The following is a 21357-nucleotide window of genomic DNA, read 5'->3' on the forward strand; positions in this document are numbered from 1 at the left end:
TAAAACAGTGCAGCACCCAGGGGCAGTCAAGGATGAATAGAAGTCACATGTTGTTCGGCGCCAGCCTGCTGGCGCTTGCGATAAGCGGATGTGCCGTCAAAAGTGAACCGATCGAGCGCAGCGTCAGCGAACAGCGCGCCAAGAGCGATCTGCAGAATATGTACACCGGTCAGGAGCCCCTCAGTGGTCCGCTGACCTTGCACCAGGCCATGGCCCGCGCGGTGAAATACAACCTCGAAGGCCGGCTCAAGATCATGGAAGAGGCGTTGGCCAAACGCCAACTCGACCTCGCCAGTTTCGACATGCTGCCGCGCATGGCCCTGGCGGCAGGCTATGCCGGGCGTAGCAACGTCAGCGCCTCCAGCAGCCAGAGCGTGCTGACCGACACCCAGTCCCTGGAACCGTCGACCTCCCAGGACCGCGACCGCCGGGTTGCCGACCTGACCATGGTGTGGAACGTCCTCGACTTCGGCGTCAGTTACATCAGTGCCAAGCAGCAGGGCGACCAGCGATTGATCGTTCAGGAGCGTCGGCGCAAGGTGATCAACACCATCGTCCAGGACGTGCGCTCGGCCTATTGGCGAGCGGTGGCTGCCGAACGCTTGCTCACGCAGATCGATAGCCTGATGGCGCGGGTCGATACGGCGCGCAGCAACAGCCAAAGCATGAGCACACAACGCATCGGCGATCCGATCCAGGCGTTGGGTTATCAGCGCTCACTGATCGAGGCGACCCGCCAGTTGCAAGAGCAGCGCCGCGCCTTGTCGTTGGCCAAAACCGAACTGGCGACCCTGATCAATCTGCCGATGGGCACCGATCTGAAACTGGCGACCCCGGATGACTACTCGATTCCGCAGTTGAAAGTCGGCATGGCCAGCCTCGAGCATGAAGCCCTGGCCAGCCGTCCGGAACTGCGCGAGCAGGATTACCAGACCCGCATCAGCACCGCCGAAACCCGTAAAGCCATGCTGCGACTGTTGCCGGGGTTGGAGTTTTCGGCGGGCGGGCATTACGACAGCAACTCGTTTCTGGTCAACGACAAGTGGGCCGACTACGGGGTGAAATTGACCTGGAACCTGTTCAACGTGATTTCCGCACCGGCCGCGATCAACGTGGCCAAGGCTGGCGAAGAAGTCGCCAAGGCACGGCGTCAGGCCATGTCGATTGCGGTGCTGGCCCAGCTCTACGTGGCCAACGCCAACTATCAGGAAGCACTGCATCAGTTCCAGACCAACCAGGAGTTGTCGAGCATCGACGGGCAGATTCTCGGGCAGTTGCGTAACCGACATCAGGCCGCGGGCCTCGGTGAGCTGGACCTGATCCAAGGTGAACTGAACACCTTGCAGGCGGATTTGCGCCGCGACCTGTCCTACGCCGATCTGCGTAACGCTTACGGTCAGATTTTCGCCAGCGCCGGCCTCGACCCGATGCCGGATGAGGTGCAATCCACTGAAGTCCAGTCCATCGCCACCGCCTTGGCCAACCGCGAAGCGGCGTGGGCGTCGGGCAACATCGCCGTGCCGGTGACCCATGCCCCAGTCCAATAATCTGCGGGTGCCGACCGCGAGCATCAATCGCGAACAACGGGAGGCCCGCAACGGTCACCACGGCGCGGCGATCCTGCTGACCGGTTTACCGGCGGCGGGCAAATCGACGCTGGCCCAGGCGCTGCACGCCGAGCTGTTCGAACACGGCGTGCAAAGTGTGGTGCTCGATGGCGATGGGCTTCGGGTCGGGCTCAATCGCGACCTCGGTTTTTCCGACAGCGATCGCCTGGAGAACATCCGCCGCGCCAGCGAACTCGCGGCGCTGTTAGTGGAGAACGGGCAGATTGTCATCCTCGCGATGATCGCGCCGCTGGTGGAGTTGCGTGAGGTGTTCGCTCGGCGCTTGGGTGAGGATTACCGTGAGGTCTGGTGCAGCGCTTCGTTGGCGGTGTGCGAGCAACGTGATCCCAAAGGTCATTACGCACGGGCCCGTCGCGGTGATCTGGCCGGGTTTACCGGTGTGTCCGCGCCCTATGAACCGCCGCCGTCGGCGTCCTTGGTGCTCGACACCGGTGTGCAGTCGGTTGAGGCCTGCCTCGACCGGTTGCTGACCTGGCTCGGCGAGTGTGCAGTGCTGCCGAAACGATGAGCCGACCGGCCTTCTCTCGCTTGCCGGTGACGGTGGATTTGCCGCTGTTGTTGCAGGCGCTCGCGGCCATCGACGAGGATGCCTGGCACGCGCATTTCAACAGCGATTACTACGCCGGGGATTGGAGTGGTGTGGCGCTGGTGTCGGCGGCGGATGCGTTGACGGAACTGTCACCGGGGCGCGGCGAGCCGCTGTTGCGCGGGCCTTGGTTGCGGGATTTGCGATGGCAGCAAGGCTTGCGAGAACTGCCGCTGGAGATCGTCAGTGCGCGCCTGCTGCGCCTCGGTCCGGGTGGGCAGATTCATGAACATCGTGACTACGACCTTGGCGAGCCAGACGCCGATCTGCGCCTGCACATCCCGCTGCTCAGCCCGCCTCGAGTGGACTTCATGCTCGACGGCCAGCGCATGCCAATGGCGGCGGGCGAGTGCTGGTTTCTCGACCTGTCGCGGCCGCATCGTGTGGACAATCGTGGTACTCAGGCGCGGGTTCATCTGGTGCTCGATTGCCGACCGGGTGTCTGGCTGGAGCAGGCGATTGTTGACGGCGTATCGACCACGCCGTCGCCTGGCGTGGGTGACGGCGCCTTGCTGCAGTTTCAGCGTCTGGTGGCCAGTGATTTGCAGCTGTCGAAGATGTTGCAGGGCTTGCCGGACACTGAGGTTTTCATCACCCGTACTCTGGAACTGGCGGCTGAGCGAGGCCTGTTTTTCTCCCGGGAAGAACTGCTTGCGGCCATGCGCAACGGCCGTCGCCGCTGGAATGAACAATGGAGCGCCTGAGCCTGGAAGGTTGGCTGCCGATTCGGGTCTGGCAGCAGGCCGGCGAGTGGCAGGTCGATTGGTGCTGGTTCGGCGACACGCCGCTGCATCAGCCGTTTTTTCGCGATGCCGTGGAAGAGGCGCTGCGACTGTCCTTCAACCAGGCGTTTCGTCGGCAAACGCCGTTGGCTGTTCTCGGCGACTGGCAGACCAGCAGTCCCGGTTTGGCGCCGAGTGCATTTATTTTTCATGCTTCCCGTTGCGGCTCGACCCTCATCAGCCAGATGCTCGCGCAACTTGATAACCACATCGTCATCAGCGAACCGCCGCCGCTGGATGCCTTGTTGCGCAGTGGTTTGCCAGTCGTCGAACGGCGTGCCGCCATCAAAGGGTTGTTGTCTGCCTACGGGCAGCGTCGGCTCGGTTCGGAGCAACGGTTGGTGATCAAGCTCGATGCCTGGAACATCGCTGAATTGCCCCTGTTGCGCGATTGTTTTCCCGACACGCCTTGGTTGTTTGTGTACCGCAATCCGCTGGAAATCGCCGTTTCCCACCTACGCCGCCCGGGCATGCACATGGTGCCGGGGATGATCGGGGTGAGTGGATTGGATGACGAATTGCCGTTCGACAGCCGCGAGGATTTCATAGCGCGGCGGTTGGGGCGGTTGCTGGAATTGGGGTTGGCGCAATGTCGGGCGTTTGGCGGGGTGGCGGTGAACTACAGTGAATTGCCGGGCGCAATGGCGGGGCGGTTGGCTGGGTTTTTCGGGTTGGATGATGTGCAGCGTGAGCAAGTGTTTGCGGCGGTGGGGCAGCATGCCAAACAGCCTTCAGCGGTGTTTGTCGGGGACGGTGATGAGAAGCGTCGTGAGGCTTCGACGCTTTTGTGTGAGCGGGTGGAGCGTTGGGCGCGGGTGCCTTATGACGCGCTAGTTGCCAAGTCATGCATTGACAGTACTGACGCCATCGCGGGCAAGCCCGCTCCCACAGGTGATCTTCAGTGAACACAAGATTTTTGTACGACTGCGATCCCTGTGGGAGCGGGCTTGCCCGCGATGACGATCTTCAACTCACCACAAAACTACCCGGCTAAACCTTGGCCTGAGCCTGCTGGATCTGCACCGCCTCCCAATGATCCAGCGCCCGCTCTACGAGTAACTGCACACCATCGGCCATACGGCTGAGTGCCAGGGCTACCGAGCGCCGTGTCCCGTCCACGTCGTCTGCCAGATCGGCCGCAATGGCGCTGATGGACAGCAGGTCTTCGGAGGCGTTGGCCAGAAGAGCCTCGGTGTCGATGTCGGGGGAAACTGAGAAGAGCGCGCCTTTGCGGCGCCTGGCTGGTTTTCCGTCAGCCGGGGGAAAGTAGTGGGCAAAGGCGCGGTCAGCGGCTTCTTTGAGTTTTTCAGTTTCGAGAGAATCTTCGGAATCGGTGCCAGGGTTACCTGGCGGATTCGGCGTAATTTTGTGCATATATAAAAAATCCTAAACAGTATGTGAGAGCCGTCACCGTTCGCTTGCACGCGAATGGGGTGGCGGCCGTGCGCAGGTGTGCAAGACCGGGACTGTTTAGGACACCCAGCAGATCCGAGGATCTCCTGCGCGCAGCCGCCATAAAACAGTGAGCACTTAAATGCTCAATGAGAGATATGGCAATTGCGACCTAAACAGTTTCGTCGGACTTGCACGTCCGTGTCACCGTTTATTCAGTGACAAACCCAGACTAGACCTGGGTTCAGGCCGGAACAAGTTCACCAACACCACTACAACTTGAAGGAAATCTCCGACGGAGTTACCAGACGTTGGTGTTTTCGCGGAAGGTCAGGGTCTGGACGACAAATCCGCCATCCCCTTGAGCAGCTCGATCGGCAGCGGAAAGACAATCGTCGATGTCTTGTCTCCGGCAATCGAACTCAGCGTCTGCATGTACCGCAACTGCATCGCCCCCGGCTGACGCCCCAACATCTCGGCCGCTTGCATGAGTTTTTCCGAGGCCTGCAATTCACCTTCGGCGTGAATCACCTTAGCCCGGCGTTCCCGTTCGGCTTCGGCCTGTTTGGCGATGGCGCGGACCATCGATTCGTTGAGGTCCACGTGCTTGATCTCGACGTTCGCCACCTTGATGCCCCAGGCATCGGTCTGGGCGTCGAGGACTTGCTGGATGTCGATGTTCAGCCGTTCCCGTTCGGCCAGCAGTTCATCGAGTTCATGTTTCCCGAGCACCGCCCGCAGCGTGGTCTGGGCCAGTTGGCTGGTGGCCATGAGGAAGTCTTCGACCTGGATGATGGCTTTCTGAGGGTCGAGCACGCGGAAATACAGCACGGCGTTGACCTTGACCGAGACGTTGTCGCGGGTGATCACGTCTTGTGGCGGTACATCGAGGACCACGGTCCGCAGGTCGACGCGGACCATTTGCTGGACCACCGGAATCAGCAGGATCAGGCCAGGGCCCTTGACCTGCCAGAAGCGCCCGAGCTGGAACACCACCCCGCGCTCGTATTCGCGCAGGATGCGGAAGGTCGACCCCGCCAGTGCGATCAGCAGTAACAGCAGCGCGGCAAAACCCAGTTGCAGGCCCATGTCTATTCTCCCTTCGACGCCGCATCAGCCGCGGCCACTTCCAGCAGTAATCCCTTGCGCGCCACCACCCGGACCCTTTGCCCGGGTTGCAACGGCGTGGTGCTGAGGACTTGCCACTTTTCTCCTTGCAGGTGTACCCAGCCGTTGTAGTCATTACCGGCCAGCGACATCACCGGGGTGACGCTGCCCACCAGTCCTGCATCCCCACTGACGTTTTCGCGCGGTCGGGTTTTCAGGGCGTGGATCAGCAGGAAAACCAGCAGCAGCGCACTGATCAATCCCAGGCCGATCATCAACGGCACAGGCACCTCGGTGTTAGTCATGATCACCGCACCGATCACGAACATCACAATGCCGCCCAGCCCGATCACACCGTAATTGGGCAGCGCTGCCTCGGCGATCAGAAAGGCGATGCCGAACGTGATCAGCCAGATCCCCATGGGGTTGGGAGCCAGCAGGACGACGGTGTCCGCCGCGAAGACCGATCCGCTCAAGGCCAACAACAGCGCAATTACCCAGCAACGAGTGTTCACGTGACCCTCCGGGAGAGTCATTGATCGTTCTTTATACAGTCTAGCTGAGCTGTGGATTGTACGAATTTTGACCAGTTGTTGACGCTGGCCCGGCGGGCGGATTTCACTCCGGAACGCGCCAGCAGGCCTAGACTTTCAGTACGAAGAAAAGTGTTAACCATCGTCCGCCAAACAGTGTTTGCGGACACCGAGGTGCATCATGCGTATGGCAAGAACCCTGCAGAGCAGCCTGGACAAGGCGCACTGCGAATATGACGTTGTCACCCACCCACACTCGGCCAGCAGCCTTGAAACGGCGCGGGTCGCGGGCATTCCTGCCGAACGGGTGGCCAAATCGGTGATCCTCGACGACCACCACGGTCATTTCCTGATGGCTGTGCTGCCAGCGAGCCGTCACCTTGACCTGAGTAAAGTTCGCGCCAGCGGCGAATGGCAGATCACCCGGGAAAGCACCCTGGCGCATCTGTTCGAGGACTGCGAACGGGGCGCCGTGCCCGCGCTCGGTGAATCCTATGGCCTGGACATGGTCATCGACCCACTGCTGACCCGGCAGAAAGACATCTACCTCGAAGCCGGCAACCACAACAATCTGTTGCACATGAACATGCCGGAGTTTCTGAAAATGGTGCCGCATGCCGAGGTGCGAGAGTTGAGCCAGTGAGTTTTGCGCCGTCAGTGATACCGTCATCGCGGGCAAGCCACGCTCCCACTGGGTTCTCGCAATCCTGTAGGAGCGTGGCTTGCCCGCGATTGACTGCAAAGCAGTCACCCAATCGTCTGCCATAAAAAGGAGCCCGACATGGAATCCCCAACCCACAGCCTTCCTTCCCTGTTCAAACAACTCGGCCTGCCGGACGACGCCGAAAGCATCGATAAATTCATCGCCACCCATTCACCGCTCAAGCCCGAATTGCATTTGGCCGATGCATTTTTCTGGAGCGAGGGCCAAGCGCAGTTATTGCGGGAGGAAATTCTGGATGATGCAGATTGGGCAGAGGTGGTGGATCAACTGGATGTGTTGATGAGGAAGGGGCGTGGGGTATAAATCTGAGGAGTACTTCAACTCTCCAGCGGCCACTGTCGAGAAGTGTGAACCAGCGCGAGTATCCAGATCGCGTCCTGTCCCATTTCATAGACGATGCGATAACTCTGGTGCGGAATCAGCTCTCGTGTGCCGGCAATGATTCCGGCGGGGCCGCTTTCAGGGTATTGGGACAGCTGAGATATTGAGTGAGTGAAACGGGTGTCCATGTCGATGGCTGCTTTTGGATTGACGGCATGGAGATAATCCCAAATTTCTGCACGATCCTGTGCTGCAGCAGGCGTCCAAATAATCCTCATCCTTTAGCAGCCCTCGCACGCCTGGCGGCGAATTCTGCCTCAACTTCATCATTCGGCAGGCCTTCACCTGCATTCATGGACAATCGCGCGCTGTCTACTTTGCGTTGTAAAAACGCTTCGTACTCACGCGACTCGCGCTGTTTTTGAACGAATTGCCGCATCATGTCACGAACAATCTGCGAAGCAGGGCGATGCGACGCTTCGGCTTCGGCCATGAACTGCTCGCGCAATTCCGGTTCGAGTTTCATTGTAAAGACGGCTTGTTTTGACATGGTTTGCATCCTCGACTGATGTACTGACGAAGTATATACGTCGTCAGTACAAACCATAGCCTGAGGGGAATCGACGCGACGCGCGGTGCCCGCAGCCTGCCTTTTCTGTTCAAAACCAATTTGGCCCAGGCACCGAACCGGTCAGCATCGGGGGTTAAAAAATAATGTCTGAAGTGAAGAAAAATCCATCAGCGGTACTGAAATGTTCACCTGGCGAGCCTGTGACATTGGTTCCGGCCGATGTTTTCGAGTGCGCGATGGAACGCCTCGATGACCGTGAGTTGTTGGAAATTATTCGTTCACGCCGGCATGAAAAACCGATTTCAGTAAATCTGGATGATCTCTAAGATCGAACCATTTACGCGTGCCAAAAAACGCTGGCGGGGTGTAAAAATCTTAGCGAAACGACTGAAATGTGCAAAAAACTTACAGGCGTTGCAGAAATCTGGGCTTTAATCGCGTTTGTGAACTTTTTCTGTGGACGCGCACAATGCCCCTGGTTGGATACGCACACCTCCATGATGCTTTAAAACTCAAAGTTATCGCGCCGACGCGTGTGGCTATGGTCAAACCTGTCACGCGCATCTCGATGATTGGGGAATGCCTGGCTGTTCCTCAATCGGTAGCACCGTCAACCGATTCGACTCTTGAACACATTTTTTTTGCGCTGAAACACGAAGGCATCAATCTCGGAATTCTGGCCGCCGCGCTTGAAGCTGTTGCTGCCGGGCAATTGCTTCAAGAACTGGCAAAAGCACCGAATGGCGTCTTTGTTCGAAAGGCTTGCTTTCTCTGGGAAGAGTTGACGAATCGGCGACTCGATTATGCAATCCCGATAAACAGCAGGTTTGCGCCGCTTTTCGACCCCGCACGTTATGTAACTGGCCCGATTATTAGAAACACGCGTTGGCGTATTGAGTTCAATGGGCTTGGCTCTCTGCGTTACTGCGCCACCGTAGAACGAACGCCTGAACTCGAAGCCTTGCTCAGTCTCGACATTCTCGGCCGAGCTAAAGCCTTTATGGCGACATTACCGCCCGCAATGATGGACCGAACCATTAACTGGGCTTACCTGCACGAAACCCGCGATTCCTTCGCCATCGAGAAAGAAGAACCCAGCGAAGAAAAATCACGTCGCTTTGTTCAACTGCTGCGCCAGGCCCATGAAGGGCGCGAGTTGAGTGAAGACTATCTGGTCGAGTTGCAGAACAGCACCGTTTCCAATCCTTTCGACAAAGCCGTCCTGTTTCGTCATGAACAGAATCACTTGCATAACGGTTTGCGGGGCGCTGCTGGCGTCAGCTATGTCCCACCCGCCCCGGACCTGTGCCGTGAACTGATGGATGAGTTGATGACCTTCGCCAATCAGTCATCAAGGCAAGTCGACCCACTGGTAGCGGCTGCCGTGACCGCGTTCGGATTTGTCTTCCTTCATCCGTTCATGGATGGTAATGGTCGACTTTCACGTTTCCTGATTCATCAAACCCTTTGCCATTCCGGGGCCTTGGAAAATGGTTTGCTGTTACCCGTCTCCGTAGCCATGAAACACGAGGAGGCGAACTACTTGGAAGCGCTGAAGGAATTCTCAAAACCTGCTCGCGACTTCTGGAACGTCACCTGGCTGGACGCCGATCAAATGGCCTTCGAATTCATCGGCCACCCGTCCATTTATCGCTTCTGGGACGCCACCCGTTGCGTCGAATTCACGTTGCAGATGGCACGCCGTGCGCTGGAAATCGAACTGCGGGAGGAGACCGAGTTTCTGGACCGTTACGACCGTGTGGTCAAAGCGGTCAATCAGCGTTTCGATGTACGGGGTAGCGATCTGTCGAAGCTGGTGATGATGTGCCTGGACAACGACGGCAAGGTTTCAAAACACCGACGCAAGCAATTTCAGTACAGCGTGTCGGAGGAGGTTTTGGATTTTATTGAGAGAGAAGCGAGAAGATTGTTGGGTGATGACTAAGGGGAGGCATCCCTCCGGTCACAGAATTGTTTCAAAACTTGACCAACTTTCCCCTCCAATGCCATATTGATAGTTAGCAAACTAACAGTGTGTGTTTCCCCTCGTGCCGAAAAACCTCGACGCTCTCCAGATGAACATCAGCAGCTCCATGGTGGTGGCCGCCAGGCATTGGCGGAAGATCTGCCAGACCACGCTGGTCAACTATGGAATCTCCGAAGCCTGCGCCGTCCCGTTGTTGATGATCGGGCGTCTGGGCGAGGGTGTGCGGCAGGTGACGGTAGCCCAGGCGGCGGGGATGGAGAGTCCGTCGCTGGTGCGGCTGCTCGATCAGTTGTGTCATGCCGGCTACGTTCGTCGCACCGAAGACGCCCATGACCGGCGCGCCAAATGCCTGAGCCTGACGGATACCGGTCGGGAGTTGGTGCAGGCTGTCGAGGTCGAATTGGTGCGGTTGCGCAATGAAGTGCTCGAAGGCATCGACCGCAGTGATCTTGAAGCGACGTTGCGGGTGCTGAGAGCCTTTGAAGCGGCCAACGCGCCGTCGGTGGCTAACCCTTGAGCGGATTTTTTACCGGCGTTCCTCCGGCGCGGGACTGGTTCTATGGGGTGCGCACGTTCGCGGCGTCGATGATTGCGCTGTACATCGCCATGCTCATGCAAATGCCGCGTCCGTATTGGGCGATGGCCACGGTGTATATCGTTTCCAGCCCGTTTGTCGGCCCTACCAGTTCCAAGGCTTTATACCGCGCGGTCGGCACCTTTCTCGGTGCGGCGGCAGCGGTTTTTTTCGTGCCGATGTTTGTCCAGAGCCCGTATGTGCTGGTGGTGGTGATCGCGCTGTGGACCGGAACGCTGCTGTTTCTGTCCCTGCATCTGCGCACGGCCAACAGTTACGCGCTGATGCTCGCCGGCTACACCTTGCCGCTGATCGCCTTGCCAGTGGTGGATAACCCGCTGGCGGTGTGGGATGTGGCGGAAGCGCGAACCGAAGAAATCTTCCTCGGCATCGCCGTTGCGGCGGTGGTCGGTGCGATGTTCTGGCCACGGCGGCTGGCGCCGGTGTTCAACGATTCGGTGAATAAATGGTTCGCCGATGCCTCGACGTACAGCCTGCGTTTCCTCAGCCGCAACGTGCAACCTGATGAAGTCAGTGCCCTGCGCTCGGCGATGGTGGCGACCTTTAACAGTCTGGAACTGATGATCGGTCAGTTGCCCCACGAGGGTGCGCGGCCGAAGACGGTGCGCAACACCAAGGAACTGCGCGGGCGGATGATTCACCTGTTGCCGGTGATCGACGCGCTCGACGACGCGCTTTATGCCCTTGAGCGAAGAACCCCCGAGCTTGTGGATAAGTTCGCGCCGCTGCTGACCGCGACCGCCGAATGGCTGGATCACAAAGATGCCGACCTCGGTCGCTGGCAGGCGCTGAAAGATCAACTTGAGGCTTTGCAACCGTCCGCCGAAGCGCTGGATGACCGCAAACAGCTGCTGTTCTCCAACGCCTTGTATCGCCTCGGCGAGTGGATCGATGTGTGGCAAGACTGCCGCAGCCTGCAATTCGCCATTCAGTGCGAAAGCCAGGACAGCTGGCGTGCGGTGTACCGGCATTGGCGTCTGGGTCGCCTGTCGCCGTTTCTCGACCGTGGGCTCATGCTTTATTCGGCGGCGTCCACGGTGACCGCAATCATCGTCGCGTCAGTGCTGTGGATTCTGCTCGGCTGGACCGACGGTGGTGCCGCAGTAATTCTGGCCGCAGTGGCGTGCAGCTTCTTCGCCTCGATGGACGACCCGGCGCCGCAGATTTTCCGGTTCTTTTTCTGGACCGCGATGTCGGTGCTGTTCGCCAGTCTTTATCTGTTTTTGGTCCTGCCCAACCTGCATGACTTCCCGATGCTGGTGCTGGCGTTTGCCGTGCCGTTCATTTGCATCGGCACCCTGACGGTCAAGCCGCAGTTTTACCTGGGCATGCTGCTGACCCTGGTCAACACCTCGTCGTTCATCAGTATTCAGGGCGCTTACGACGCGGACTTCCTCAGCTTCGCCAACTCCAACCTGGCCGGCCCCGTCGGCTTGCTGTTCGCTTTTGTCTGGACGCTGATCGCCCGGCCGTTCGGTGCGGAACTGGCGGCCAAGCGCCTGACCCGTTTCAGCTGGCGCGACATTGTCAGCCTGACCGAGCCAGCCACGTTGGCCGAACACCGCCACCTCGGCGTGCAGATGCTCGACCGCTTGATGCAGCATCTGCCGCGATTGGCCATGACCGGGCAAGACACCGGCATCGCGCTGCGGGAAGTGCGTGTAGCGCTGAACTTGCTCGATCTGCTGGCTTACACGCCGCGAGTACAAGGCATACCGCGAATGCTGCTGCAGCAAGTGGTGGCCGAAGTCGGTGAGTATTTCAAAGCCTGCCTCAAGGCAGGCGAGCGATTGCCGGCACCGAGCCCGCTGCTGATGACCCTCGACCGCACCCGTCGCGCCCTCAACACCGAGTGCGATGACGGCGCGCGTCTGCACTTGTTGCATGCCTTGAGCGGTCTGCGTCTGTCGCTGCTGCCAGGGGTGGAATTCGTCGCCTCGGGTGAACTCGAAGAACCGCTTCCCCATGGCATCGATGGAGCGCCTTTATGATCGGTGATCTGGATATCAGCGGGGTATTCCTGCCCACGCTGCTGGTGCTGATGGGCATTACGTACGTGCTGTTCCTGTTGGTGCACGGGTTGCTGACGCGCCTGCACTTTTACCGTCTGGTCTGGCACCGGGCATTGTTTAACGTGGCTCTCTACGCCTTGCTGCTCGGCGCCGTGGACTCACTCAGTCGATACCTGATGACATGAAAAAACCTTTTTTGACCCTCGGTCGCGTGGTCCTGACCCTGCTGATCGTGACCTTCGCCGTCGTCGTGGTCTGGCGCATGGTGATGTATTACATGTTCGCGCCCTGGACCCGGGACGGGCACATCCGTGCCGACATCGTGCAGATCGCCCCGGACGTGTCCGGGCTGATCCAGCAAGTGGAAGTGCGCGACAACCAGTTGGTGAAACGCGGCCAGGTGCTGTTCAGCATCGACCAGGACCGTTTCAAACTGGCCTTGCGTCAGGCCAAGGCCGCGGTCGCCGACCGTCAGGAAACCCTGGCTCAGGCGCAACGCGAAGCCAAGCGTAACCGTGGCCTCGGCAATCTGGTGCCGGGCGAGCAATTGGAAGAAAGCCAGTCGCGGGTGGCCCGCGCCGAAGTGGCCTTGATGGAAGCTCAGGTGGCGGTGGACAGCGCCCAGCTCAACCTCGACCGCTCGACCATCCGCAGCCCCGTGGACGGTTACGTCAACGACCGTGCGCCGCGAGCACAGGAATTCGTCACCGCCGGGCGCCCGGTACTGTCGGTGGTGGATAGCAATTCGTTCCACATCGACGGCTATTTCGAAGAAACCAAGCTCGACGGCATTCATGTCGGCCAGTCGGTCGACATCCGGGTGGTCGGCGACCGCGCGCGTTTGCGCGGCCATGTGGAAAGCATCGTCGCCGGCATCGAAGACCGCGACCGCAGCAGCGGCAGCAACCTGCTGCCCAACGTCAATCCGGCGTTCAGCTGGGTGCGGCTGGCCCAGCGGATTCCGGTGCGGATTGCCTTCGATGACGTGCCGGCGGACTTTCGCATGATCGCCGGACGGACCGCGACGGTGTCGATCATGGATGACCAACCGCAGGAGCCGGCGAAATGAGCAGGGCCTCGGGTTTGGCCGTCGCCGGATTAGGCCTGTTGCTGTCGGCCTGTCAGGTGGTCGGGCCGGATTATCGCCTGCCGGACGAGGCCGCCATCCACCGTGAAGACTTGCAGGGCGACCTGGCAGTCAACGGTAAAAATGTTGTTTCAGCCCCGGTGCCCGCCGATTGGTGGCGCTTGTATCAGGATCCGCGCCTGGACCAATTGGTGCAGCAGGCCATGGCCAGCAACACCGATTTGCGCGTGGCGGCGGCGAGTCTTTCCCGGGCCCGTGCTCAGGTTGACGAAGCGCAGGCGGCAGGCGGCTGGAGCGGCGGTGTGAAGATGGGGGCCCAGCGTTTGCAGGAGTCCGGCGAAGCCTTCCTGTTACCAGAGAAAGTGCCGGTGGCCAACGTCGGCGACATCGGCATTACCACGTCCTATCAGTTCGATTTGTTCGGCACCTTGCAGCGCGGTATCGAAGCGGCCAAGGCCAATGCCGATGCGACTCAGGCCGCCGCCGATACCGCACGCATCACCCTGGTGGCCGATGTGGTTCGGGCTTATACCCAAGTCTGCGCGGCCAATGAAGAGCAGGAAATCGCCCAGCATTCCCTCGACCTGCAAGCCCAAGGCACCACGCTGATACAGCGTTTGCGCGACGCCGGGCGCGGCGATGAAACTCAGGTCACTCGCTCGCAAACCCAATTCAAATCCTTGCGCGCCGACATGCCGCGTTATGAAGCCGCGCGTCAGGCCGGGTTGTTCCGCTTGTCGATGCTGTTGGCCAAACCGGTCGAGCAGTTGCCTGTCGGGACTGCCACTTGCGCCGAATTGCCGAAAATCACCCAATTGTTGCCGGTCGGTGACGGCGCCACCTTGCTCAAGCGCCGACCCGATGTGCGCCAGGCCGAACGCCGACTGGCCGCCGCGACCGCCGGCATCGGCATCGCCACGGGCGAGTTGTACCCGGACATCAGCATCGGCGCGACCGTCGGCACCGTCGGTATCCTGGAAAACCTCGGCAAACCGGCGACCAACCGCTGGGGCTTCGGTCCGCTGCTGACCTGGACCGTGCCGTCCAACGGCTCTCGGGCGCGAATCCGCGAGGCTGAAGCGACGACCCAAGGCACGCTGGCGCATTTCGATGGCGTGGTGCTCAACGCCATCCGCGAGACCCAGACCAGCCTGGCGCAGTACTCCGCGCTGCTGCAACGCCGCGATGCGTTGGCCGACGCCGAACAATCGGCGCAACTGGCCGCCGACCAGACCCACCGCTTCTTTCAGGCCGGTCGCGCGTCGTTCCTGGCGGACCTGCAAGCCACCCGCACTTACACCGATGTGCGGGCCCAATTGGCTGCCGCCAACACCCAAGTTGCCATGAGCCAGATCGATTTGTTCCTCGCCTTGGGCGGTGGTTGGGAAAGCGGACGAACGCAAGCGTCACAGCCCGGCAAACCCTGAGGCCGTTGCTATGCTTTGATTTGATGAAGTCGCGCGTCGATTTCATCGATCAAGGCTCGCGTTGGTCATGGGGATCTAATAATGAAAAACCCTTATGCTCCCGGCTTCTGGTGCGCTATCGCAGCATTGGTTCTGCTGTCGGCCACCTATTTCTACGGCATCATGCTGGCCCACCAGATCGACAAGGCGCTGGTGTTCCTGGACAGCGCTGCCGCGCTGATTGCCGTGATGGCAATCGTCGTCGTGGCCTGGGCTTCAGTCCAGGGCCAGCGCATCAAAAAAAGACAACTCGAACAAGGCAAGACCCTGGTGCGGATCTGGGACACCAAGGTGGCTTTGCGTCGGGTCGAAACGGTGTTTGACCGGTATTTCTGGGGCAGTTACTGGCAACCGGGGCGCACGTTCCAGGAAGTCATGGGCGAACTTACCGGCACGCCGCTGGAAAAAAGCCTCGAGACCCTGAAAAAACAGTGCCTTGAACTGGACAAACAAGTCTCCGACGACGATAGGCACTGGCTCAACAATGCCCGTGAACTCTCCGATGTTGCCACTGCCATGGCCCGTGAACGCTATCAGCTGGACTTCTGCGATCCGCGTGCGGAAGTGACGGGCGGGGCGGTGATCAATCGCGATTTTGAAGTGCTGGTGTATACGTGGACGGCGCGGCTCAAGAGCTTTGATCATCAGCTGGATGAGATGGAAGTGCAGTATTCCTGAATTGATGTTGCCTCGGCCGACGCCTTCGCGGGCAAGCCTCGCTCCTACAAGGATTGCGCTGACCCTGTAGGAGCGAGGCTTGCCCGCGAAGGCGATTTCATGAGCGCCGAAACTCTCGACCCTTGCACGCGGTCCATAGACACTCTTTAACCTTTAAACATTGGGTCGCCCGGTGCGCCTGATGCTAATCTGCCTCGCACTTTCAGCGCAGTCGCGACCGCAACCCGTCATGGGTTCAGGGAAGACGACCACATTTTCAACAACGGACATTGATCGGGTAATTCATGAATAAATCAGCAGGCGTGCTTCTTGGAATCGTCGTTGCCATCGGTGCAATCAGCGCCGGTGGTGCCTGGTATACCGGCACCAAAATCGAAGGCGTGCTAAACACTTCGATCGCCGACGCCAACAAAGAGCTGAAAGCCGCGCTGGTCGGTTCCAACGGCACAGCGACGCTGGAACTGGTGTCGCTGGAGCGTCACATTTTCAGCAGCACCGCGCACTACCGCCTCAAGGGCGAAGGTGAAATGTTCGGCGAAGCGCCGGTCGAGTTGCTGTTTGTCGACCGTCTCGAACACGGTCCGCTGCCGTTCTCGCGCCTGGTGTCGCTGAAATGGCTGCCGGTCATGGCCACCAGTCACTACGAACTGGAAAGAACCCCGACCACCGAGAAATGGTTCGCCGCTGCCAAGGACAAGTCCCCACTCACGGGCGTGGTCAACATCGGTTACGACAATGCCACCAACGGCACCCTGCAATTGCTGCCGCTGGACGTGGCGCTGGACGACAAGTCCAGCCTCAAATTCTCCGGGTTGAACCTCGATGTCGCCGCCAGCGCTCAAGCGCAGAAGGTCAAGGCCGACGGTTACATGGACAGCCTGACCCTGAGCACGGTCGCCGAAGACCAGACGCCAGTGAAGGTAGAACTGAACGGCCTGACCCTGGCCAGCAACCTGACAAAAAGTACCTACGGCTACTACACCGGCGAGAACACCGTCGAGCTGACCGACAGCAAAACCACCTTCGGCGCCAAGCAATCGGTATTGGGTTTCAAGAAATTTGAAATGAAGAACCAGACCGAAGAATCGGGCACCAACGCTTCGGGGCGTGCCGATTACAAGGTTGGCGAAGTGTCGTTGAATGGCAAGACTGTCGGCTCTGCGCAAATGGCCATGAGCCTGAAAAACCTCGACATCCCGGCGACTATGTCGCTGATGCAGGTCTACCAGACCAAACTGCAGCCGTACGAGAAAGCCGCCGCTGAAGCCGCTGCCGCCGGTGAACCGGCCCCGGAACTGGTGTTGACCCCGGCCGAAGAGGCGCAGGTCAAAACCGGCTTGGAAAAACTGCTCGCGGCAGGCCCGCAAGTGGCTCTGGAAAATCTGTCGTTCAAATCCACCAACGGTGAAAGCCGCGCCAATTTGGTACTCGACCTGACCAAGCCGCAGTCCATGGACCTGCCGCCAGACCAGCTGACCCAACAGTTGATTGCGCTGCTGGATTTCAACCTGAAAGTGTCCAAGCCAATGCTCGTTGACCTGCTCACCGTGCAGTCGCAGATCGAGGGTCAGACCGACGTCAAGCTCGTTGCCGATCAGGCGACGGCGACCGCGGACATGTTCAGCAGCATGGCCGTTGGTACGCAATTGGCCAAACTGGAAGGCAACGACATCGTCACCCAATTGCACTACGCCAACAATCAGGTGGAATTCAATGGCCAGAAAATGACCGTTGAGCAATTTGTCGGCTTCGTGATGAGCAAGCTCGGCGGCGTTGCACCGATTCAGTAAAACCGCTCGCTTCAACGTAACGCCCGGCCTCTGCGCTATGCAGACGCCGGGCGTTTTGCTGTGTGGCGTCTAAAATCTAATCCTCGTCCCGAATCAGCCGCCACGCCTCATCCACCGGCAACGGTTGTTTCATCCGTTCAGCGAGCATCGCCATCGCTCGCTCTTTGTCGCAGGCGACAGCCGCCGCGACCACGCCGTTCCTGCTGAACAGGCCAATAAAAGGAGGATGGTCCGGGTTGCCCTTGAACTCGACTTCGTCCCAGGTTTCGGCATGGCCGAGGTAGTCGTAGTTTTTTCCGAAGTGCCAGGTCCAGAAATACGGTACGTCGAGGTAGTGTTCGTCGCCGCTCAGCATGTTCGCTGCGGCGATCCGCGCCTGTTGCTGGGCCAGGCGCCAGTGCTCGATCCGTTGCGGCTGGCCGTTAAGCGGGAAGGTCGCGATATCACCCGCCGCCCAGAGCCCTTCGGCCACGCGCATGCCGCCGTCTGCCTGCAGTGAGCGATCTTTTTCTTTGGGCAAATCGGCAAACGGTTCCGTTGCCGGGCTGACGCCGATGCCGACCAGCACCAGGTCTGCCGGCAAACGTTGACCGTTTTCCAGTTTCACCGCTTCGACCTTGTCCGTGCCTTCGATCTGGGCGGCTTCGCTGTCGGTATGGAACACCACGCCGTTCGCTTCATGCAGGGCACGAATCGCCTTGCCGACCGCCTCGCCGAACTGCTTGGCGAACGGCACCGCGTGGCGGGCCAGAACGGTAACCTCCAGACCGTATTGGCGCAGGGCCGATGCGGACTCCAGGGCAATGAAGCTGTCGCCGATGATCACCACCCGCTGGCCTGGTTTCGCAGCGCTCAGAATCCGCGCCGCCTGATCCTTGGAGCGCAGCAAAAAGACTTGCTGCAAGTCGGCGCCGGGCAGCGTGAGGGGGTTGGGTGTGCCGCCGGTTGCGAGCAATGCCGCGTCATACGTCAGCGACTGACCGTCGGCCAGGCGCAGTGTTTTGTTGGCTGCATCCAGGTTTGCCACTTCACCGTTGATGCGTTCGATCCGCTGCTCTCGGTAAAAGCTTTCTTCTCGTAGCGGCGGGACTTCTTCTGGCGGCATTTCCCCGGCAATTACGAATTTGCTCAGCACCGTCCGGTCGTAACCGGCATCGGCTTCACGGTCGATCAACACGACGCGGCCGCCGAAGCCTTTCTCGCGCAATGCCGCCGCACCGGCCGTGCCGGCGGCACCGGCACCGACGATCACAAACGTGCGCTCGTCATCGGCCGGCGGGGTGTGTGGGTCGGACAGCGGCTGATCGTCGACCCAGACCTCGTCATCGCGCATTTCCAGGGGATAGCGCTTGAGACTGTCCAGTGCCGGCGGTTCACACAACCCGCCATCCTCGATCCGATACGCGGCCTTGTGCCACGGGCAGATCAGGCGTCCATGACACAGCGCACCCTCGGCCAGCGGCGCCCCGGCGTGGGGGCATTCGCCTTGATAGGCGCGCAATTGATCGCCGACCCGCAGCAAAACGATTTTGGTGTCCGCGATTCGCACTTCCAGGCCTCGGTTTTCGGGCACATCGGCGAAACGGGCGACGCGGTGCAGGGCCATGATCACTCTCCAGGCAGGCGATTCACTTAAGAGTTTGGCGCGTAACCCGAGGTTCAGCCAATTCCCACTGCCACCGCACGAACGGTACAGCTATAGTTCGCAAGCCGAAAAAGTCCCCCTCCGCACAAGGTGCTCCGGAATGACCCGATTGACCTCTCTGAACCCTTGGCTGGCGGCCGTTGCAGTCGCCTTTTGCGTGCAATTTCCGGCACAGGCCCAGGAGCGTTTCACCCTGAATATCCCGGGTGTCACGGATGACCGGCTATTCACCTCGGCCGCCGCCAGCGATGCCCCGGGTTGCGGCGGGCACAACGCGTCACCGGCGCTGAACTGGAACACTGGCCCGGCAGGCACCTTGAGCTATGCCATCGTCATGCACGATCCGGACGGCCAGAGAGGTCAAGGTGTCGATCACTGGGTGCATTACGGCATCAAAGCCACGACGCACCAGATTGCGGCCGGTGTCGGCGCAAAATCTGCCCTTGAAGGCGTTGGTGGCACCAACAGCAAAGGTTCCACGGGTTACGTCGGTCCTTGCCCGCCGGTTGGCGACAGTGCGCATCACTACATTATTCAGCTCTACGCCCTGGACCTCGCTCCGGACGTCTTGCCCGCCGGCCTGACACGCGCGCAATTGCTGGAAAAAATCAAAGGCCATGTGCTGAAAAACAGCAGCGTGGTGCGGCGTTATCACCGCTGAAATTAATTTCCGGCCGGTTTAACCCGAACCTGAAGGGGGGCTCGTCTCAGAGGATGAATGGATCAATTTCCTCCTGAGGTCAGCCCCCATGTCCCTCCCTCTGCACTTCCTCCACCCGGCCGCCCAGGGTTTCACAGTCGGGTTGCTGCTGGCCGTTGCCGGTTGCGGTGTTTCCTCTAAACCTGATTCCGCTGTGGTGTCGCCTCCGGCTCAAGGTGCAATCAAGACTGAGGCGCTGGTGCGCAATGAGTCCGTTGCGGCGGATGCCTCGATGGCCAAGCGTAGTGTGCGTCCGGCACCCATAGCGGGTTTTGCACCTGAAATGGCTGCGCCGGGTTATCGGGATGAGCAGCGCGAGCAATATCAGGCGCTGGCGGATAACCCGATTCACAGCGTGGCCGAGGCGCCGGTCTCGACCTTCAGTGCCGACGTCGATACCGGCGCTTACGCCAATGTCCGTCGCTTGCTGAATCAGGGACGCCTGCCGCCCGAAGGCGCGGTGCGGCTGGAGGAAATGGTCAATTATTTTCCCTACGACTACGCGTTGCCCACCGATGGCTCGCCGTTTGGCGTGACCACCGAGCTCGCACCCTCGCCGTGGAACCCGCATACCCGTTTGCTGCGCATCGGCATCAAGGCTTCGGACCGTGCGGCCGCGGATCTGGCCCCGGCGAACCTGGTGTTTCTGGTGGACGTCTCCGGCTCGATGGACCGTCGCGAAGGTCTGCCGTTGGTCAAAAGCACGCTGAAACTGCTGGTCGATCAACTGCGCGAGCAGGACCGGGTGTCGCTGGTGGTCTATGCCGGCGATTCGCGTGTGGTACTCGAGCCGACTTCCGGACGGGAAAAAGCGAAAATTCGTACAGCGATCGATCAATTAACCGCCGGTGGCTCGACGGCGGGAGCCTCGGGCATTGAACTGGCTTATCAGATGGCACAGCAGGCCTTCATCGCTAAAGGCATCAACCGCATCCTGTTGGCCACTGATGGTGACTTCAACGTTGGCATCAGCGACTTCGACAGCCTCAAGCAAATGGCTGTGGATAAACGCAAGACCGGCGTTTCCCTGACCACACTGGGTTTTGGTGTGGATAACTACAATGAACACCTGATGGAACAACTGGCCGATGCCGGCGATGGCAATTACGCCTACATCGACAACCTGCGCGAGGCGCGCAAGGTGCTGGTGGATCAACTCGGTTCGACCCTCGCGGTGGTGGCGAAAAACGTGAAGCTGCAAGTGGAGTTCAACCCGGCGCAGGTCAGCGAATATCGGCTGCTGGGGTATGAGAATCGTGCGTTGAAGCGTGAGGATTTCAGCAATGACAAAGTCGATGCCGGTGAAATCGGTGCAGGACACACGGTGACAGCACTGTATGAAATTGTGCCCAAGGGCGAGAAGGGCTGGTTGGAGCCGCTGCGGTATGGCAAGTCTGAGTCGGCTGCTTCCGGTACAAGCGGGGAATTAGCGATGCTGCGTGTGCGTTATCAGTTGCCTGAAGGTGGGAACAGTCGCTTGATCGAGCGGCCGATCGCGGGTGGTTCGGTCGACAAAGCCAGTGATGACCTGCGATTTGCGGCGGCCGTGGCAGCGTTTTCCCAGCAATTGAAGGATGGGCGCTATACCGGTGATTTCAGCCTGAAGGACACCGAGGCATTGGCACGCGGTGCACGGGGTGACGACCGATTCGGTCTGCGGGCAGAGTTCGTGCAGTTAGTCGAGTTGGCGCAGAGCCTGCGGACCACCACCACCGCCTCCAACAGTCAGCCGCATAAAGGAGATTACAACTGA

Annotated in this window: 23 protein-coding genes; 17 read left to right on the forward strand and 6 right to left on the reverse strand. The window is 59.8% G+C overall.

From position 1 onward, the window contains the following. Window positions 1-32: 32 nt before the first annotated feature. The 4 genes from ACYZT6_RS28135 to ACYZT6_RS28150 are packed head-to-tail and all read left to right on the forward strand — an operon-like array spanning window position 33 to window position 3901. Complete coding sequence (locus ACYZT6_RS28135; protein WP_462029483.1) at window positions 33-1547, forward strand: TolC family protein; 1515 nt, start codon at window positions 33-35, stop codon at window positions 1545-1547. Continuing rightward, a complete protein-coding gene (gene cysC / locus ACYZT6_RS28140; protein ID WP_462029484.1) occupies window positions 1531-2136 on the forward strand; it encodes an adenylyl-sulfate kinase in 606 nt (201 codons plus the stop codon). The genes ACYZT6_RS28135 and cysC overlap by 17 nt, the downstream gene beginning before the upstream one ends. Beyond that, entirely contained in the window at window positions 2133-2918 is a 786-nt protein-coding gene (locus ACYZT6_RS28145; RefSeq protein WP_462029485.1) for an aspartyl/asparaginyl beta-hydroxylase domain-containing protein, read from the forward strand. Before cysC ends, ACYZT6_RS28145 begins: the two co-directional genes overlap by 4 nt. Further along, on the forward strand, window positions 2906-3901 hold the full coding sequence (locus ACYZT6_RS28150; RefSeq protein WP_462029486.1) for a sulfotransferase family protein: 996 nt from the start codon (window positions 2906-2908) through the stop codon (window positions 3899-3901). The genes ACYZT6_RS28145 and ACYZT6_RS28150 overlap by 13 nt, the downstream gene beginning before the upstream one ends. Window positions 3902-3986: 85 nt before the next feature. Here the strand turns inward: ACYZT6_RS28150 and ACYZT6_RS28155 are convergent, their stop codons facing one another. From ACYZT6_RS28155 to ACYZT6_RS28165, 3 genes are all read right to left on the reverse strand, one after another. After that, entirely contained in the window at window positions 3987-4370 is a 384-nt protein-coding gene (locus ACYZT6_RS28155) for a DUF6124 family protein (RefSeq protein ID WP_461978352.1), read from the reverse strand. 348 nt (window positions 4371-4718) lie between these two features. After that, the gene (locus ACYZT6_RS28160; protein ID WP_462029487.1) at window positions 4719-5477 is read right to left on the reverse strand and encodes a slipin family protein; all 759 of its coding nucleotides are present in this window, start codon (window positions 5475-5477) and stop codon (window positions 4719-4721) included. A gap of 2 nt (window positions 5478-5479) precedes the next feature. Then, window positions 5480-6010, reverse strand: a complete 531-nt coding sequence (locus tag ACYZT6_RS28165; RefSeq protein WP_462029488.1) for an NfeD family protein — start codon at window positions 6008-6010, stop codon at window positions 5480-5482. A gap of 199 nt (window positions 6011-6209) precedes the next feature. Here ACYZT6_RS28165 and ACYZT6_RS28170 point away from each other — a divergent pair, with 199 nt between their 5' ends. Both ACYZT6_RS28170 and ACYZT6_RS28175 read left to right on the forward strand, forming a co-directional pair. After that, entirely contained in the window at window positions 6210-6671 is a 462-nt protein-coding gene (locus ACYZT6_RS28170; RefSeq protein WP_462029489.1) for an aminoacyl-tRNA deacylase, read from the forward strand. 138 nt (window positions 6672-6809) lie between these two features. Beyond that, window positions 6810-7055 carry a DUF2789 domain-containing protein gene (locus tag ACYZT6_RS28175; protein ID WP_131060483.1) on the forward strand — a complete coding sequence of 82 codons (246 nt, stop codon included), beginning with the start codon at window positions 6810-6812 and terminating at the stop codon, window positions 7053-7055. 14 nt (window positions 7056-7069) lie between these two features. Here ACYZT6_RS28175 and ACYZT6_RS28180 read toward each other — a convergent pair whose 3' ends face one another. Further along, window positions 7070-7351, reverse strand: coding sequence for a type II toxin-antitoxin system RelE/ParE family toxin (locus tag ACYZT6_RS28180; RefSeq protein WP_462029490.1), 282 nt, complete (start codon window positions 7349-7351; stop codon window positions 7070-7072). Further along, window positions 7348-7623, reverse strand: a complete 276-nt coding sequence (locus ACYZT6_RS28185; RefSeq protein ID WP_462029491.1) for an antitoxin of toxin-antitoxin stability system — start codon at window positions 7621-7623, stop codon at window positions 7348-7350. Before ACYZT6_RS28185 ends, ACYZT6_RS28180 begins: the two co-directional genes overlap by 4 nt. 164 nt (window positions 7624-7787) lie before the next feature. Here ACYZT6_RS28185 and ACYZT6_RS28190 point away from each other — a divergent pair, with 164 nt between their 5' ends. The 9 genes from ACYZT6_RS28190 (at window position 7788) to ACYZT6_RS28230 (ending at window position 17259) form a co-directional block, all read left to right on the forward strand. Continuing rightward, window positions 7788-7970, forward strand: coding sequence for an antitoxin (locus tag ACYZT6_RS28190; protein WP_131060486.1), 183 nt, complete (start codon window positions 7788-7790; stop codon window positions 7968-7970). A gap of 143 nt (window positions 7971-8113) precedes the next feature. Further along, a complete protein-coding gene (locus ACYZT6_RS28195) occupies window positions 8114-9589 on the forward strand; it encodes a Fic family protein (protein WP_462029492.1) in 1476 nt (491 codons plus the stop codon). A 130-nt stretch (window positions 9590-9719) separates the two neighbouring features. After that, window positions 9720-10148: a MarR family winged helix-turn-helix transcriptional regulator gene (locus tag ACYZT6_RS28200; RefSeq protein WP_462029493.1), complete on the forward strand. Its 429-nt coding sequence runs from the start codon at window positions 9720-9722 to the stop codon at window positions 10146-10148. Then, on the forward strand, window positions 10145-12217 hold the full coding sequence (locus ACYZT6_RS28205; RefSeq protein WP_462029494.1) for an FUSC family protein: 2073 nt from the start codon (window positions 10145-10147) through the stop codon (window positions 12215-12217). Before ACYZT6_RS28200 ends, ACYZT6_RS28205 begins: the two co-directional genes overlap by 4 nt. Then, on the forward strand, window positions 12214-12423 hold the full coding sequence (locus ACYZT6_RS28210) for a DUF1656 domain-containing protein (protein ID WP_008148151.1): 210 nt from the start codon (window positions 12214-12216) through the stop codon (window positions 12421-12423). The genes ACYZT6_RS28205 and ACYZT6_RS28210 overlap by 4 nt, the downstream gene beginning before the upstream one ends. Continuing rightward, entirely contained in the window at window positions 12420-13307 is an 888-nt protein-coding gene (locus ACYZT6_RS28215) for an efflux RND transporter periplasmic adaptor subunit (RefSeq protein ID WP_131060490.1), read from the forward strand. The genes ACYZT6_RS28210 and ACYZT6_RS28215 overlap by 4 nt, the downstream gene beginning before the upstream one ends. Then, window positions 13304-14752, forward strand: a complete 1449-nt coding sequence (locus ACYZT6_RS28220; protein ID WP_462029495.1) for an efflux transporter outer membrane subunit — start codon at window positions 13304-13306, stop codon at window positions 14750-14752. The genes ACYZT6_RS28215 and ACYZT6_RS28220 overlap by 4 nt, the downstream gene beginning before the upstream one ends. 81 nt (window positions 14753-14833) lie before the next feature. After that, window positions 14834-15469, forward strand: a complete 636-nt coding sequence (locus ACYZT6_RS28225) for an NADH:ubiquinone oxidoreductase subunit N (RefSeq protein ID WP_462029496.1) — start codon at window positions 14834-14836, stop codon at window positions 15467-15469. A gap of 284 nt (window positions 15470-15753) precedes the next feature. Beyond that, window positions 15754-17259 (forward strand): YdgA family protein, encoded by a 1506-nt coding sequence (locus tag ACYZT6_RS28230; protein ID WP_462029497.1) that lies wholly within the window; start codon window positions 15754-15756, stop codon window positions 17257-17259. A gap of 76 nt (window positions 17260-17335) precedes the next feature. On the opposite strand, the gene ACYZT6_RS28235 is transcribed toward ACYZT6_RS28230, so the two are convergent. Then, on the reverse strand, window positions 17336-18865 hold the full coding sequence (locus tag ACYZT6_RS28235) for an FAD-dependent oxidoreductase (RefSeq protein ID WP_462029498.1): 1530 nt from the start codon (window positions 18863-18865) through the stop codon (window positions 17336-17338). A 139-nt stretch (window positions 18866-19004) separates the two neighbouring features. On the opposite strand from ACYZT6_RS28235, the gene ACYZT6_RS28240 reads away from it, so the two are divergent. Continuing rightward, on the forward strand, window positions 19005-19565 hold the full coding sequence (locus ACYZT6_RS28240) for a YbhB/YbcL family Raf kinase inhibitor-like protein (RefSeq protein ID WP_462029499.1): 561 nt from the start codon (window positions 19005-19007) through the stop codon (window positions 19563-19565). An 88-nt stretch (window positions 19566-19653) separates the two neighbouring features. Then, entirely contained in the window at window positions 19654-21357 is a 1704-nt protein-coding gene (locus ACYZT6_RS28245; RefSeq protein ID WP_462029500.1) for a vWA domain-containing protein, read from the forward strand.

Source organism: Pseudomonas sp. RT6P73 (assembly GCF_054897715.1).